This window comes from Streptomyces sp. McG3, assembly GCF_018619185.1.
Taxonomy (GTDB): domain Bacteria; phylum Actinomycetota; class Actinomycetes; order Streptomycetales; family Streptomycetaceae; genus Streptomyces.
This window is the reverse complement of the sequence record NZ_JAAXYC010000194.1, coordinates 1-15,022: the sequence shown is the minus strand read 5'-3', so window position 1 is coordinate 15,022 and position 15,022 is coordinate 1. Positions and strand designations below refer to the sequence as shown.

General features: G+C 72.9%; 9 protein-coding genes. 1 reads left to right on the top strand and 8 read right to left on the bottom strand.

Annotation, left to right across the window (positions count from 1 at the left end; translation table 11 throughout):
• Nucleotides 1-140: 140 nt before the first annotated feature.
• Both HET64_RS26065 and gmd read right to left on the bottom strand, forming a co-directional pair.
• Nucleotides 141-2,399: a LamG domain-containing protein gene (locus HET64_RS26065; RefSeq protein WP_215109560.1), complete on the bottom strand. Its 2,259-nt coding sequence runs from the start codon at nucleotides 2,397-2,399 to the stop codon at nucleotides 141-143.
• A 349-nt stretch (nucleotides 2,400-2,748) separates the two neighbouring features.
• Nucleotides 2,749-3,762: a GDP-mannose 4,6-dehydratase gene (gene gmd, locus HET64_RS26060; RefSeq protein ID WP_215109562.1), complete on the bottom strand. Its 1,014-nt coding sequence runs from the start codon at nucleotides 3,760-3,762 to the stop codon at nucleotides 2,749-2,751.
• A gap of 114 nt (nucleotides 3,763-3,876) precedes the next feature.
• On the opposite strand from gmd, the gene HET64_RS26055 reads away from it, so the two are divergent.
• Entirely contained in the window at nucleotides 3,877-4,860 is a 984-nt protein-coding gene (locus HET64_RS26055) for a GDP-L-fucose synthase (RefSeq protein ID WP_215109559.1), read from the top strand.
• Between the two features lie 74 nt (nucleotides 4,861-4,934).
• Here the strand turns inward: HET64_RS26055 and HET64_RS26050 are convergent, their stop codons facing one another.
• The 6 genes from HET64_RS26050 to HET64_RS26025 all read right to left on the bottom strand — a co-directional run bounded on the left by HET64_RS26050 (nucleotide 4,935) and on the right by HET64_RS26025 (nucleotide 14,974).
• Entirely contained in the window at nucleotides 4,935-6,485 is a 1,551-nt protein-coding gene (locus tag HET64_RS26050; RefSeq protein WP_215109558.1) for a sugar transferase, read from the bottom strand.
• 377 nt (nucleotides 6,486-6,862) lie between these two features.
• Nucleotides 6,863-9,091 (bottom strand): hypothetical protein, encoded by a 2,229-nt coding sequence (locus HET64_RS26045; RefSeq protein ID WP_215109557.1) that lies wholly within the window; start codon nucleotides 9,089-9,091, stop codon nucleotides 6,863-6,865.
• Nucleotides 9,092-9,175: 84 nt separating this feature from the next.
• Entirely contained in the window at nucleotides 9,176-9,712 is a 537-nt protein-coding gene (locus HET64_RS26040) for a hypothetical protein (RefSeq protein WP_215109555.1), read from the bottom strand.
• A 163-nt stretch (nucleotides 9,713-9,875) separates the two neighbouring features.
• Nucleotides 9,876-12,629, bottom strand: coding sequence for a SpoIIE family protein phosphatase (locus tag HET64_RS26035; protein WP_215109553.1), 2,754 nt, complete (start codon nucleotides 12,627-12,629; stop codon nucleotides 9,876-9,878).
• A gap of 96 nt (nucleotides 12,630-12,725) precedes the next feature.
• The gene (locus tag HET64_RS26030) at nucleotides 12,726-13,355 is read right to left on the bottom strand and encodes an alpha-ketoglutarate-dependent dioxygenase AlkB (protein WP_215109551.1); all 630 of its coding nucleotides are present in this window, start codon (nucleotides 13,353-13,355) and stop codon (nucleotides 12,726-12,728) included.
• A gap of 59 nt (nucleotides 13,356-13,414) precedes the next feature.
• A complete protein-coding gene (locus HET64_RS26025; RefSeq protein WP_215109561.1) occupies nucleotides 13,415-14,974 on the bottom strand; it encodes a GMC family oxidoreductase in 1,560 nt (519 codons plus the stop codon).
• Nucleotides 14,975-15,022: the final 48 nt, after the last annotated feature.

Sequence of the window (15,022 nt, the reverse complement as noted above, 5' to 3'; positions counted from 1 at the left end):
TAAGAGCCAGCCCGGAGGCCGCGGGGCGCTGGGCGCCCGCGGCCTCCGGACCGTTCCCGCCGGCGGACGAACCGCAGGCGGCCAGCGCCGCCGTCGTCATGACGACGACGGCGCCGGCCAGGAACGGGTTCCTCATCGGATCAGCCATTCCTCAGGGCGTAGTGCGCGCTGACCTGCGAAGCGCTCAGCGTGGTCGGGTAGACGGCGGTCTCGTCGATCTGCCCGGCGAAGAAGTTGCTCGTCGGGCGGTTCGGCCAGCCGGCCAGGTTGTCCCCGCCGACCCGCCAGTAGCCGGGGTTGCCGTCGTTGCCGGAGACCAGGATGTTCGACGCGCGCAGCTGCCCGTCGACGTACAGCGCCATGCCCTGCCCCAGGGGGCCCTGGGTGGCGACGACGTGGTGCCACTGGCCGTCGTTGTAGGCGGCCGATGTGGTGACGGTCCGTGCCCCACTGCTCTGCACGCCGAACACGAGCCGCCCGTCGTTGCGCATGTAGACGTTCTTGTCCTGACGGGTGCTGTTCTGCTGCGTCATGTTGCCGAAGCCGATGATCTTCCCGCCCCGGGTGGTGGTGGTCCTGATCCAGGTCTCCACCGAGAACCGGCCCGGCGCGGCGTGCTGCCGGTTGCTGTACGCGTAGTCGTCGGTGCCGTTGAAGCCGATCGCCGTCGAGGGCCCGGCGACCGCCGCCGGGGTCTGCCGGTAGGCGGGGCCGTTGCGCAGGAAGCCGTTGTTCAGGTTCCCGCTGCTGTCGTGGGCGAAGGTGGACGTGCCCTCGTCGTAGCGCCAGTAGAGGCCCGCCCCGTCGGACCTGACCCGGGCCGGATACGCCTCCGTCGAGCCGGCCACGGTCGCCGTCTGGGCCGGGGACTTGGCGCTGGTGTTGGTGCCGTCGCTCACGCTGATCCGGTACGTGTGCTCCTCGCCGGGCGCGACGTCGGTGTCCGTCCAGGTCAGCTGGGGCCGGTCCCAGAAGACCGAGTAGCCGGTCGTCGTGTGGACCGGCGTGTTCGAGCCGTCCTTGTAGATCCGGTAGGTCAGCTCACCGTCGTCGGTGTCGAAGCTGGTCTGCCAGTTCACGTCGATCCGCCCCGGGGTCAGCGTGGACAGGCTGACGTTGGGCACCCAGGGCGTGCCCGTGTCCGGGCCGTCCGCGAACCGGGTGAGCCCCTGCTGCGGCTTGCTGTTGACGGTGGTGAACTCGCCGCCCACCCACAGGTAGTGGCGGCCTCCGCTGCTCGCCTGGCTCATCACCCGCGGTCCGACCGGCTCGCCGATGCCGTCGTTGGTGTCCGGGAACCACGGGAGCAGCTTGGGGTCGTCGACCGACTGGGCCAGCAGATGCTTGCGCGGCTGGTCGGGGAAGGCCCCCATGCTGGAGCAGTCGTGGGCGTGGCTGCCGCTGTACAGCACGCCCGAGTGCACCAGCACCGACTGGGTCGCGCCGAGGCAGGTGTCCCGCCAGCGCTGGTCGAAGTCGTCGAGATCCAGTGCGATCCGCCCGTCGAACACCCCGCCGCCGGTGCCCTCGTTGCCGGTGTAGAAGCCGGTGGCGTCGGTGGTGATGTCCTGGACGGTGGAGTTGTTGTGGATGAACCCCGGGTAGGACTTGGCGAGTTGTCCGGTGGTGGCGTCGACCACGGCCAACGCGTGGGTGTTCGTCCCGTTGATCCGGAAGAAGTCGCCGCCGAGCAGGACGTGTTGCCCGTCCGGAGTCACTTCGACCGCCCGCGCGACCTCGTCGGCGTTGGCCGTGAAGGGCAGCAGTGAGGCTCCGGTCGTGACGGCGGCGAAGTGGTTCCTGGTCTGCCCGCCGACCGTGGTGAAGTCGCCGGCCAGATAGACCGTGTCGTCGGTGACGGCGAGCCCCCGCACGGTCGCCGAGACCCCGATCTTGAAGGTGTTGCTGACCGTGCAGGTCTCGGTGTCGATCGCCGCGATGTTGCTCACCCCGACGCCGTTCACCGCCCCGAACTGGCCGCCCGCGTAGAGGGTTTCGCCGTCCGGGGACAGCGCCAGGGACCGGACCGTCGCTGTTCCCGACGAGATGGTGAAGGACAGCGAGCAGTCGGTGGGCGCCCCGGTCGCCGCGTCGAACGCGGCGAAGTTCACCGCGGGCTGTTCGCTCGTTCCGGGGGCGGCGGTGGGGGGCCGCAGGGTCGAGAAGGTGCCGCCCGCGTAGACGACGCCGTCGCCGGCGGCCATCGACCAGACGATGCCGTTGGTCTGCCAGGTGGTGAGGTCGTCCGCGGTGATGGCGACCGGTGGTGTCAGCGCCGCCGCCGGAGAGGTCCCGGCCGCGGTCGCGGTCAGGGCTCCGGCCAGCAGGCCGAGAGCGGCGGAGGCGGCCCGTACACGGCCGCGCCCTCCGGTTCTCTGCCCCGTACTTCCGTTCATCATTCGGCTCCGAAGGTGAGATTCGAGCTGCGGCCTGGAGGCCGCGGATCCTGCCTCGCCCGACCGGACGCGCGGACTGTCCGTCCCGCCGCCGGCCGGGTGAGTGAGTAGGCGGAGCCGAGGGCTCCGCCCGGTGCCGGCGCGGTGAGCTGCACCGAGGAGTCGGTGCAGCTCACCGCGCCGGTGATCGTCCCGAGCACGGGCGCGGCTGGCGCCGGCCGGGAGTTGGGGGTGACCGACGACGCGGTCCGGGCGCCGGGGAACGGCACCACGCAGCCGCCGTCGGCCGAGACGGCCGTCGGGCCGGAAGGGGCCGCCGGGCGGACGCGCGGGTACGTGCCGCCCGGCCCGTTCACCTGTCCACCCGGACGGCCGCGCCGCTCAGCTGGTCGTCCAGTCGGCGGATGTCGGCGTCGACCATGATGCGGGCCAGCTCGCGCGACCTCACCTCGGGCTTCCAGCCCAGCAGTTCCTCGGCCTTGGACGCGTCCCCGATCAACGCGTCGACCTCGCTGGGGCGTTCGTACTTCGGGTCGTAACGCACGTGCTCGTTCCAGTCCAGCCCCGCGTGCTCGAAGGCGAACTCCACGAACTGCCGGACGCTGACGCCCTCACCGGTCGCGACCACATAGTCGTCGGGGGTGTCGCACTGGAGCATCCGCCACATGGCGTCCACGTACTCCGGCGCGTACCCCCAGTCCCGGACCGCGTCCAGATTGCCCAGGTGCAGACGGTCCTGGAGCCCGGCCTTGATCCGGGCGACGCCCCGGGTGATCTTCCGGGTCACGAAGGTCTCGCCCCGGCGCGGCGACTCATGGTTGAAGAGGATCCCGTTCACCGCGAACATGCCGTACGCCTCGCGGTAGTTGACCGTGGCCCAGTAGGCGTAGACCTTCGCCACGCTGTACGGGCTGCGCGGGTGGAACGAGGTGTTCTCGTTCTGCGGGGGCGGGCTGGCGCCGAACATCTCGGAGGACGAGGCCTGGTAGATCCGGGTCTCGATGCCGCTGGCCCGGACCGCCTCCAGGAGCCGGATGGTGCCGAGGCCCGTGACGTCACCGGTGTACAGCGGGGCGTCGAAGGACACCCGCACATGCGACTGCGCGCCCAGGTTGTAGACCTCGTCGGGCTGGATGTCGCGCAGCAGGTTCACCAGGGCCACACCGTCGGACAGGTCCGCGTGGTGCAGGACGAAGGAGCGCTCCGGCTCCTCGGGCCCCTGGTAGATGTGGTCGATCCGCTCGGTGTTGAAACTGGAGGAGCGGCGTATGAGGCCGTGCACCGTGTACCCCTTGTCGAGCAACAACTCGGCCAGATACGAACCGTCCTGGCCGGTCACTCCGGTGATGAGCGCGGTCTTCGCCACGATTCCCCCTTCTCTGCTGATCGCCTCGGCGGCGACGTTCACCGACATATCTGAATTGGGACGTTCTGCGGCGAAGTGTCACCACAGTCCCTTTCTGCTGGCACAATCCGAGCCATGACGACCGAACTTCCCGTCCCCTCCCAGGAATCCGACCGCCCCCTACTGCGGCCCGGCTCCCGCATATTCGTCGCGGGACACCGCGGCCTGGTCGGCTCGGCGGTGGCCCGCCGCCTCGCCGACGACGGCCACGAGGTACTCACCCGCGGCCGTGACCTCCTCGACCTGCGCGACGCCGCGCGGACCGGGGCGTATCTGAAGGAGATCCGCCCGGACGCCGTGGTGCTGGCCGCCGCCAAGGTCGGCGGGATCATGGCCAACAGCACGTACCCCGTGCAGTTCCTGGAGGACAACCTGCGCATCCAGCTCGGCGTGATCGCCGGTGCGCACGCGGCCGGGGTCGAGCGGCTGCTCTTCCTCGGCTCGTCGTGCATCTACCCCCGGCTCGCGCCCCAGCCGATCCGTGAGGACGCGCTGCTCACCGGCGAGCTGGAGCCCACCAACGAGGCCTACGCCCTCGCCAAGATCGCCGGAATCGTCCAGATCCAGTCGTACCGGCGGCAGTACGGCACCTCCTACATCAGCGCCATGCCCACCAATCTCTACGGGCCCGGTGACAACTTCGACCTGGAGACCTCGCACGTGCTGCCCGCGCTGATCCGCCGCTTCCACGAGGCGCGGCGGGACGGGGCACCCGAAGTGACCCTGTGGGGATCCGGCTCCCCGCGCCGCGAGTTCCTCCATGTCGACGACCTCGCCGCCGCCTGCGTCACCCTGCTGGAGGCCTACGACGGCGACGAACCCGTCAACATCGGCTGCGGCGACGACCTCACGATCCGGGAACTCGCCGAGACCGTACGGGAGGTGACCGGATACCAAGGGGGCATCGGCTGGGACACGTCGAAGCCCGACGGGACGCCCCGCAAGCTGCTCGACGTCACCCGCCTCTCCTCCCTCGGCTTCACGCCGCGGATCCCGCTGCGCGACGGCGTCGCCCGCACCTACGCCTGGTGGCTCGGCCAACTCCCGCCCGGACAGTGACCGTTCGCCGCCGCCGAGAGGTGTCTCGCGGCGGCGAACCGGCTGTGTTCCTCGCATCCGCACGCCCGCCGCCCTCAGTACGCCCCGCGGCCGTCGGCGACGGCGCGCACGGTGCGGGCGAGAAGTCCCAGGTCGGCGGCGACCGACCAGTTGTCGACGTACCAGAGATCGAGCGAGATGGTCTCCTGCCAGGTCAGATCGGAGCGGCCGCTCACCTGCCACAGCCCCGTCAGCCCTGGTTTCACCGCGAGCCGGCGGTGCTCCCGCTCGTCGTACCGCGAGGCCTCCTCCGGCAGCGGCGGCCTCGGGCCCACCAGCGACATCTGGCCCAGCAGCACATTGACCAGCTGCGGGAGTTCGTCGATCGACGTCCGCCGCAGCAGCCGCCCGACCGGCGTCACCCGAGGGTCGCCGCGCATCTTGAACAGCGGGCCGTCCGCCTCGTTGCTCGCGACCAGCCGCGCCTTGAGGTTCTCCGCGTCGGCCACCATCGTGCGGAACTTCCACATGGTGAACGGCCGGTTGTGCTGCCCCTGCCGGACCTGTCGGTGGAAGACCGGCCCCCGCGAGGACAGCCGGACGCTGAGCGCCACCGCCAGGAGCAGGGGTGTCAGGGCCAGCAGCCCGACCAGGGCCCCCGTGCGGTCCAGCACGCCCTTCAGCGCCGCCTGCGGCCCCCCGCGCAGCGGCGGTGCTATGTGCAGCAGGGTGAGCCCGGCCGCGGTGGCGGGACGCACCCGCTCGGCGGTCACCCCGGACAGCTCCGAGACCACGGACAGGGCGACGCCCCCGTCGTGCAGCCCCCAGCCGAGCCGGCGCAGCCGGTCCCCGGTCAGTTGCGGCCCGGGAGCCACCAGCACCAGGTCGGCCGCATGGGCGTAGACCCCGCCGAGCACCGTCGTCACGTCGTCGTCGGCCGGGCAGGACGCGAGGCGCCCCGGCACCTGCACCCCGTCCAGCTCCAGCCGGGCGGGGCCCACCGGTATGGCGGCGACCAGGCGGTAGTCGTGGTCCGTACCGGAGTTGAGCAGCTCGGCCGCCCGGCCCACGGCCGAGGCCTCACCGACCAGCAGCACCCTGCGGACCCGGTGGCCCCGCCGCCCGGAGCGCTGCCACCGGCGCAGCCACGCCACCGCCGTGGCGATGAGCAGCCCCGGTGTCACGGCCACGACGGCCGTGGCCGGGTCGACCGGACTTCCGGCCGCCGTGTGCAGGACGGCCAGCAGGCCGATGAGCACGAGCCAGTCCCCGACCGGGCCGAGCGCGCCGCCGGGCCCGGTCCCCGGCCGGTCCGTGTACCGCCCCCGGACGCCGCGCAGCCCGGCCCAGAGCAGCCCCGCCACCGCGGCGGCCGCCACCGGGCGCGGCTGGTCGCCCGCGCCGAGCAGCAGCCAGGCCGGGCCGCCCAGGCCCAGCAGGTCGGTCAGTGCGGCGAGGGCCGGGCCGGGCGTCCGCTTCCGCCGGGCCGGCGGCCGGCCGGCCGGGTCGCGCTGTGCTGTCGGGGCCCTCCAGAGCTGTTCCAGGGCCGCCGTGCGGTTCCGGGACGCGGCGGTGCGGGGGCGCGGCGCGCCCCGGAGCCCCACCGGTCCGGATAGGTCGGTATCAGGTATTTCGACATGCCCCATGAACCCCCCAGTCACAGTCGCACCCCCACAAACGCGACGCATCCGCCGATCCCATGGACTGACGGATGCGCCCTCGCTCGGTGCACGATATCCACACACGTGCCATTTCGCTGGAGTTCCCGTGAAGTTCAGACGGCTCGGTCCAGACGCCTCCGATCGGCCGGAACCATCCGATGTCGCCGTGGGGGTACGGATGTTGAGGGAGCGACAGACCGGTAAGCGCTTGTGCCGGTCGGCGCCGGGGAGCGGCCCGCGGAGGCTCCGGCTCCGGTGTGGTCCGGCGGGAACGCGTGAACCCCCTGGCCGGCGCTGTGCCCGGCCAGGGGGTTCACGGATTCGCCCGCCCGCCCCGAGGGGGACCGGGTGCCGCTACGGGGTCAGAACGCGCCGTCCGTGCGCCTCCTGGTGCGCCGGTGGATCAGCAGTCCGGCGCCAACGAGTGCCGCTGCCGCCAGAGTTGCCGACATCACAGTGACCCCGGTGGCGGCCAGGCTGCCGCCGCCGGACGTGGTGGCGGCCCCGGTGCCGCCGCCGGCGCCACCGCCGACCGTGGAGCCGGTGCCACCGGACGCGCCGGAGCCGCCGGCCGTACCGGTGGAGCCGGAGCCCCCGGTGGTGGAGCCGCCGCCCGACCGCGTACCGCCGTCACCACCTGTCGTGCCGTCACCTTCAGTGCTGCCGCCGCCGGTCGAGGCGTCGCCGTCGCTGTCGCCGCCCGTCTCCCCGCCGCCGGTGGCCGCCGCCGTGACGGTGAGCGTCACGGCGGCGGTACGGGTGGTGCCGACGTCGTTGCGGAACTCGGCGCGGTAGCGGTAGCCGTCCTGCGCGGTCCTCGCGGTGAACGTGAGGGCCGGCCCGGTCGCGCCCTCGACGTCCTTCCAGGTCTGCGCGCCATCGGCGCTGACCTGCCAGCGGACCGTGGGCTCCGGGGAGCCCTCCGCCGCCGCGGTGAGGGTGACCTCCTCGCCGTCCTCGGCCGCCGCGTCGGCGGGCGCGCGGGTCACCAGCGGCGAGACCTGCCGGACCAGCTTGGTGATCTTCCCCTCGGCGGGGCTCGTCACGAAGACGGTGGCCCCGCCCGGCTCGACGGCGAGCGAGGCCGCGCCGGACTGGGAGTGGTTGCCCGGCAGCGACAGGTCCTTCGCGGCCACGGCGAAGTCCTCGGTGTCGTACACGGTCAGCGTGCCGTTGTTGTCATTGGCCGGATCGGAGAGGTCCCCGCCGTCCTGCCAGACGACGTAGGCCCGGCCCGTCGCCGCGTCGAAGGCGGCGTCGCGGGCCAGGTCCTTGCCGACGAGTGTCCTGAGCGGCTTGCCCGCGGCGTCGAGGACCAGCACGGACCGGTTGGCACCGACCCACACCGCGCCGGTGGCCGGGTCCGTCTCGGTGAACCCGGTCGCGCCCCGGGCACCCGGCAGTTCGAAGGACGCGGTGACCGCGAACGAGGCGAGGTCCACCCGGTGCAGCTGCCCGGCCGTGAAGTCGCTGAACCAGAGCGCTCCCCGGGCGGGGTCCGCGGCGAACTGCGCGCCGCCCGGGAGCGTGAGGCTCCGGGTCGCCACGCCGGTGGCCCGGTCGATCTCGGAGAGCTTCGCGCCCTGGGCGACCAGCACCGTGTCCGGGGTCGTACCGGGGGCGATGTCGGTGATGGTGGACCCGGTGAGCCAGACGCCGGAGGCCTTCTCGTCACCGGCCTCGGCGCTCCCGACGCCCCGCAGTGGGTAGTGGTAGACGACGCCGTCGCCCGGCAGCGGTCCCGCGATGCGGGCGGCCGCCGAGGCACGCACCTCCCCGGTGGGGCCGGGGGCCTGGCTGATCCAGCTCTCGGCTTTCCCGTCCTCGGGGTTCAGCACGTGCAGCCCGCGCTCGTCGATGTCGGCGGTGTCGGGGAGGTTGTCCGAACCGACGTACAGCTTCTTCGAGTCGGGGTGCAGCAACAGGTCCAGTGGCTTGCCTGCCGAGGTGAAGTCGGCGACGGCCTTGTAGGAGACGGTCCCCGCGGGCACGTCGACGCCCTCGCCGCCCGGTTCGCCCGGCCCCTGCCCCGCGAAGGCGACGGGTACGCGGACGTCCTGAGACCGGTCGCCACTGGAGCGGTGGTCGGCCCGGGTGACGAGGGAGCAGGCCACCTCGGCGCAGTCGAGGCCGTCGCCCTTCGCCGAGATCTCGATCTCCACGTCGAAGGTTCCGCCGGGCCCGAAGGCGCGGGCGAGGTCGCCCTCGTACGGGTCGCCCGGGGGCACGATCCACTGCGAGGTCTTCGAGCCGCCGCTCATGTCGGCGCCGCCGAGGCAGGGAGAGGGCACCCGGTTGTCGCCGTTGTCCTTGCACAGGGCGACGTAGATCCCGGATCTCGGGCCGTACCCCTCGCCGGTCACCCGGACCTTCTCGCCGGCCGGGTCGAGTCCGGTGGTGGCCGAGACGGTCAGCTTCTGCCCCTGGGGGCCGGTGGCGGTCTTCGGGGTGCCGGCGTCGGCGCTGACCGCCGCGCCGGTGGGGATCGCCGCGAGCAGCAGGGCGGCGACGGCGGCGGTACCCGCCCGGCGTCCGAGTCTGCGGCGGCCGCTCGGCGGGGTGCCGGGAGCGGTGCCCGGAGTGGATGTCATGTCATTCCTCGTCACGACGCGTGGGAGCCCGGCCCCGGCACGAACGGCCGGGACCGGGCGAAGGGTTGGAGAACTCTCGTGGTGCTAGACGAAGTTGATCGGGGCGTGGACGTCGTACTTGCGGTCGTTGGTGTCGGTGTGGTCGGCGCGGGTCACGATGGCGCACTCGACGGTGTCGCCGCAGACGTTGCCGCCGCCGAGGTCGGCCTTGACGTGTATCCGGACGCTGAAGGTGCCGCCCGCGCCGAACGGCGAGGTGTTGGGGAGGCCGCCGCCCAGGCTGGACACCCAGTGCGAGGCGCCGGTGGTGCCGGACTGGTCCTGGCCGCCGAGACACGGCGAGGGCTTGTTGGCGCCCTGGGCCCCGTTCACCACGCACAGGCTCACGTAGACGCCCTGGCCGGTGTTGTAACCGCTGCCGGTGACGGTGATGTTGGCGCCCGCGGCGGCCGCGGTGTCGGGTCCGGAGAGCGACAGGTTGTAGGTGGAGCCCCCGTCGGTGACCGTACGGGTGCCGGTCGCGGCGGCGGCGGGGGAGGCGAGGGTCAGCGCCAGCGCGGCGGCGGCGAACGCGGCGAGGCCGGCGCGGGCGACGGTACGGGTGGAGGGAACAGCACTCATGAGATGAGCACCTTTCTCGGCATCGGTAACCAGAACCACGGACACCCAGTCGACTTAGGTAAGGCATACCTAAGTCCATGTCTGTTGGGTTGTCAACAAAGGTGCTGCCCAAGGGTGCTGTTCACGCATGGCGCTCACGGGCGGTGCCCACGGGCGGTACGGGTCAGCCGGTTCCGGCCGGCGGCAGGGCCTGCTCGGTCCAGATGGTCTTCCCGGTCGGGGTGTACCGCGTGCCCCACCGCTGGACGAGCTGCGCCACGATGAAGAGTCCGCGCCCGCCCTCGTCGTCCGCCTCGCTGTGCCGCAGGTGCGGAGAGGTGTGGCCGGTGTCCGCGACCTCGCACACCAGGGTGCGGTCCCGGATGAGGCGCAGCCCCAGCGGCCCGCCCGCGTACCGGACCGCGTTGGTGACCAGCTCGCTGACGACCAGCTGGGTCGAGAACACCAGCTCCTCCAGCCCCCAGGCCTCCAGCTGTCCGGTGGCCAGCTCGCGGGCGCGGCCCACCGACACGGCTTCGGCGGTCAGCTCCCAGTCGGCCACCCGTTCCGCGTCGAGTTCGCGGGTGCGGACCAGGAGCAGGGCGGTGTCGTCGGCGCTCGTGCCGCCGGGCACCAGCTCGGCGACCGCCCGGTCGCACAGCTCCTCCAGGGACGCCGAACGGTCGCCGAGCACCCGGCCCAGGGTGTCGAGGCCGCGTCCGATGTCGTGGTCCCGGGCCTCGACCAGGCCGTCGGTGAAGAGTGCCAGCAGGCTGTCCACGGGCAGGTCGATCTCCATCGACTCGAACGGCAGCCCGCCGAGACCGAGCGGCGGCCCGGCGGGCAGGTCCGGGAACGACACCTGGCCTCCCGGGCCGACGACCGCCGGCGGCAGATGTCCGGCACGGGCCATGACGCATCGCCGGGAGACCGGGTCGTAGACCGCGTACAGACAGGTCGCCCCGGTGGTCACGTCGTAGGTCTCGACCGCCCCGCCGTACGCGTCCGACCCCTCCTCCGCCGGCTGTCCCACCAGATCGTCCAGCCGGGTCAGCAGTTCGTCGGGGGCCATGTCGAGCTGCGCGAAGGCCCGTACGGAGGTGCGGAGCCGGCCCATGGTGGCGGCCGCCTGGAGCCCGTGTCCGACCACGTCCCCCACCACCAGGCCGACCCGGGTCCCGGACAGTGGGATCACGTCGAACCAGTCCCCGCCGACGCCGGTCACGTCGTCGGCCGGCAGGTAGCGGTAGGCGGTCTCCACGGCGGACCGCGGCGGCAGGTGATGGGGCAGCAACTGCCGCTGGAGGGCGAGGGAGGCGGTGCGCTCGCGGGTGTAGCGGCGTGCGTTGTCGATGCTGACGGCGGCCCGGGCCGCCAGCTCGTCGGCCAAAGCGACCTCGCCGTTGTCGAACGTGGTCGCCCGGTCGCGGGCGGGCGTCCGGCCCGGGGCGTCGGGGCCCGCGTCCCGGTCGAAGGTGACGAGCCCGAGGATGCCGCCCCCGGCCCGCAACGGAACGACCAGGGTGCTCTCGTCGAGCACCAGCCCGCCCGAGGAGAGGCTGCGGTCCTGCGGCGATCCGGGCGGATAGACGACCGGCGGATACGGCTGCCGCGGCTCGCCGGGGCCCCGCGCCGTCCCGGGCGGTCCGGACTCCGGGAGTCCGCCCGTACCCGGGAGGCCTGCCCCCGGCTGCCCGGCCTTCTCCGGCTGCCCGGCATCCTCCGGCTGTGCGGTCTCTGCCTGTCGGGTCTCCGGCTGTCCGCCCTGCCGCTGCCCGGTCTCCGGCTGCCCGGCCGCCGCCTGCCCGGTCTCTGCCCGTCCGGTCTCCGGCTGTCCGGCCTGCCGCTGGCTGGCCTCCCACTGTCCGGTCTCCGCCCGGCCGGCCCCCGGCAGGCCGGGATCCGGCGTACCGGACCCCGGTGCCGACCGTTCCGCCACCCGCAGCAGGGTCATGTCCGCCGGGCTGCCCACCGCCGCCGTCTCCCCGGTCACCGCCGCCCGGGTGACATCGACCCGTACGGTGGCGGCGAAGTCCTCCACGGCCACCTCGGCGATCTCCTCGGCGGTGGTGGCCACGTCCAGGACCGTGCCGATGCGCCGGCCGGCCTCGACGAGGAGGGTCAGCCGCTCCTGGACCCGGTAGCGGTCGGTGATGTCGAACGCGTCCTCGCACACGCCGAGCGCGTGCCCGTGGGCGTCCTCCAGCCGGTAGTAGGCGCAGGACCAGAGGTGATACCTCCCCGGGTCGCTGGGCGGCCGGCCCCGGAAGTGCAGGTCGAGGACCGGCTCACCGGTGTCGAGCACCTGGCGCATGACACCGTCGAGCGTCCGCGGGTAGCCGGAGGTCACGAAGGAGCCCGCCCCGTACAGCTCGTCGGCCCGCTTGCCCCGGAACGCGGCCAGCGGCTGCCCCATCTCCCGCTCGTAGGCGGTGTTGCTCCAGCTCAGCCGCAGGTCGGTGTCGTAGATGGCCAGACCGACGGGGGACTGGGTGGCCAGCCCCTGGAGCAGGGCGATCCGCGACTCCCAGTGCCGCAGCGACTCCACCTCGGCCGCCACGAGGATCCGGTCCGGCTCGCCGGGGCCGTGGCCCGCGGGCCCGGCCGGCAGCGGACACATCGCCGTCGCCACCAGCAGCTCGCCGCCGTCCCGGGTGTGCGCCAGGTGGATCTCGTTGCCGACGAGGGACGGCGGTCCGGGGCCGGGACCGGCCGTCCCGGCCGCTTTCACCGGGAGGGCGCCACCGGCCGGCCGCACCGTGAGGAACGCGGTCACGGGCCGCCCCAGGGCGTCGGAGGGACCGTAGCCGAGCAGCTCGGCGGCGGCGGGGCTCCAGCCGATGACGGTGCTCTCGGCGTCCAGGACCATCGTGGCCGCCCTGGTGATGTCCAGGGGGCCGCGGAAATCGGCGCTGTCCGCCGTGCTCGCCGCGCTCACGGCGCGACACCGGCCCGGTTCATTACCCTCAGAATCCGCCCTGCCCGGGACCGGCACAACCGCGGTGAGCCGGACCGCGCCCGCCGGACGCCGGGCTCAGCGCACCCCGTCGGGCCGGAACTGCACGCTGATGCGCGGCCCGACGGCCCGCGCGGTCTTGGGGATCGCGTGCTCCCAGGTGCGCTGGCAGCTGCCTCCCATGACGATCAGGTCGCCGTGCCCGAGCGGTCTGCGGACGTGGGCGGGACCCGGGTGGCGCGGCCGCAGCGCGAGGTGCCGGGGGGCTCCCAGCGAGAGGATCGCGACCATCGTGTCCTCGGTGCTTCCCCGGCCGATGGTGTCCCCGTGCCAGGCGACCCCGTCCCGGCCGTCCCGGTAGAAGCACAGCCCCGCCGTGGTGAACGGTTCGCCCAGCTCGGCCGCGTAGTGCCTGCCCAGCGCGGTGCGGGCGGCTTCCAGGGCCGGGTGCGGAAGGGGGTCGCGGCGGCCGAAGAAGGCCAGCAGCCGGGGGACCGCCACCACGCGCTCGTACATGACGCGCTGCTCGGCCCGCCAGTCGACCTCGCGGACCAGCGTCTCGAACAGGGTGTCCGCGCCCCGGAGCCATTGCGGCAGCACGTCGATCCAGGCCCCGTGCCCCAGATCGGTGCGCCGCAGTCCGCTCAGGGGGCCGGTTCCGACCTCGGCCTCCTGGTCGAAAAGCGAGCTTTGCAGGTGTACGGACATGGGGAGAGCCTAACCTTATTCGAGCAAGTGTGCGAATAGCGTTCCGGGTGAACTCCTCCTCATCCTTCCTTGATCAGATCGGCGCACTTCTCGCCGATCATCATCGTGGTGATGCACGGATTGACCGTCGGCAGGAACGGCATGACGGACGCGTCGGCCACCCGCAGCCCGGTCACCCCCTTGACCCGCAGCCGCGGGTCGAGCGGCGAGTCCGGGTCGTCCGCCGGGCCCATGCGGACGGTTCCGGCCGGGTGGTACACGGTGTTGTGCGTCTCGCGGATGTAGTCGAACAGCTCCGCGTCCGTGGTCGCGCCCGGCCCCGGAGCCAGCTCCGCGCCCGCCCACTCGGCCATCGGGGGCTGCGCCACGATCTCCCGCGCCAGCCGCAGCCCGTACGTCATCACCCGTACGTCGTGCTCGTCGGTGAAGTAGCGCGGATCGACCCGGGGCTTGTCCCGGAAGTCCCGGGTCCGCAGCCGCACCGTGCCCCGGGACCGGGCGCGGGTGACGTTCGGGGTCAGGCAGAACGCGTTGTCCGAGGTCGGGTAGCCGCGCCGGTAGGTGTTCAGGTCGAACGGCACCGAGCCGTAGTGGAACATCAGGTCCGGCCGGTCCAGTCCCGGCTCGGTGTCCGCGAAGATCCCGATCTCCCACCACTGGGTGGAGGCGGTGACCATGGGCCGCTTCGCCTCCCACATGATCACGCCCTCCGGATGGTCCTGGAGGTGCGAGCCGACGCCGGGGGAGTCCACCCGCACGTCCACCCCGGTGTCCCGCAGATGCCCGGCCGGGCCGATGCCGGACAGCATCAGCAGCTTCGGGGAGTCGATAGCCCCGCAGGAGACGATCACCTCCCGCCGGGCGGCCACGCTCCCGCTGTGGACGGTGTCGGGCTCCAGGTACTCCACCCCGGAGCACCGCTCGCCCTCGAACAGCAGCCGCTTCGCCTGGAGCCCCGTCCGCACCTCCAGGTTGGGCCGCTTCCCCAGCACGGGGTGCAGGTACGAGACCGAGGCCGAGGAGCGGGTGCCGTCCTCGCGGGCGTTGATCTGGAACCAGTGGGCGCCCCGGATCACCGTGGAGCCCGTGTTGAACGGGACGGTGGGGATGCCCGCCGCCGCGCAGGCCGAGAGCAGGGCGCCGCCGCAGGGATCGAGTGGCGGCACGGTCCGGATGGTGACCGGACCCGAGCGGCCGTGGTGGTCGCCCGGCGCGTCGTTGGTCTCCAGCCGCCGGTACAGCGGGAAGCAGTCCGCCGCGCTCCACCCCGTACAGCCCAGCGCGCCCCACTCGTCGAGGTCCTCGGCCGGGGCCCAGAAGGCGATGCACGAGTTGTGCGAGGAGCACCCGCCGAGCACCTTGGCGCGGGCGTGCCGCATGAAGCTGTTGCCCCGCTCCTGCGGCTCCACCGGATAGTCCCAGTCGTAACCGGACTCCAGCAGGGCCATCCACCGCTCCAGCCGCAGGACGCTCTCGTCCCCGACGTCGGAGGGGCCCGCCTCCAGTACGCAGACGGTGACGGCGGGATCCTCGGTGAGCCGGGCGGCGATGACCGCTCCGGCCGTACCGCCGCCGACCACGACGTAGTCGAACACGGAACGGGGGCTTGCGTCGGGCATCACGACTCCAGGGTTCAGACGGCCGGCGGGGACGGGGGAGCGGTGGGG

Bases quoted from the DNA above. Each gene is read 5' to 3' on its own strand.
- HET64_RS26065 (WP_215109560.1), bottom strand. From the start codon at position 2,399: ATGATGAACGGAAGTACGGGGCAGAGAACCGGAGGGCGCGGCCGTGTA.
- HET64_RS26055 (WP_215109559.1), top strand. From the start codon at position 3,877: ATGACGACCGAACTTCCCGTCCCCTCCCAGGAATCCGACCGCCCCCTA.
- HET64_RS26050 (WP_215109558.1), bottom strand. From the start codon at position 6,485: ATGGGGCATGTCGAAATACCTGATACCGACCTATCCGGACCGGTGGGG.
- HET64_RS26045 (WP_215109557.1), bottom strand. From the start codon at position 9,091: ATGACATCCACTCCGGGCACCGCTCCCGGCACCCCGCCGAGCGGCCGC.
- HET64_RS26040 (WP_215109555.1), bottom strand. From the start codon at position 9,712: ATGAGTGCTGTTCCCTCCACCCGTACCGTCGCCCGCGCCGGCCTCGCC.
- HET64_RS26030 (WP_215109551.1), bottom strand. From the start codon at position 13,355: ATGTCCGTACACCTGCAAAGCTCGCTTTTCGACCAGGAGGCCGAGGTC.
- HET64_RS26025 (WP_215109561.1), bottom strand. From the start codon at position 14,974: ATGCCCGACGCAAGCCCCCGTTCCGTGTTCGACTACGTCGTGGTCGGC.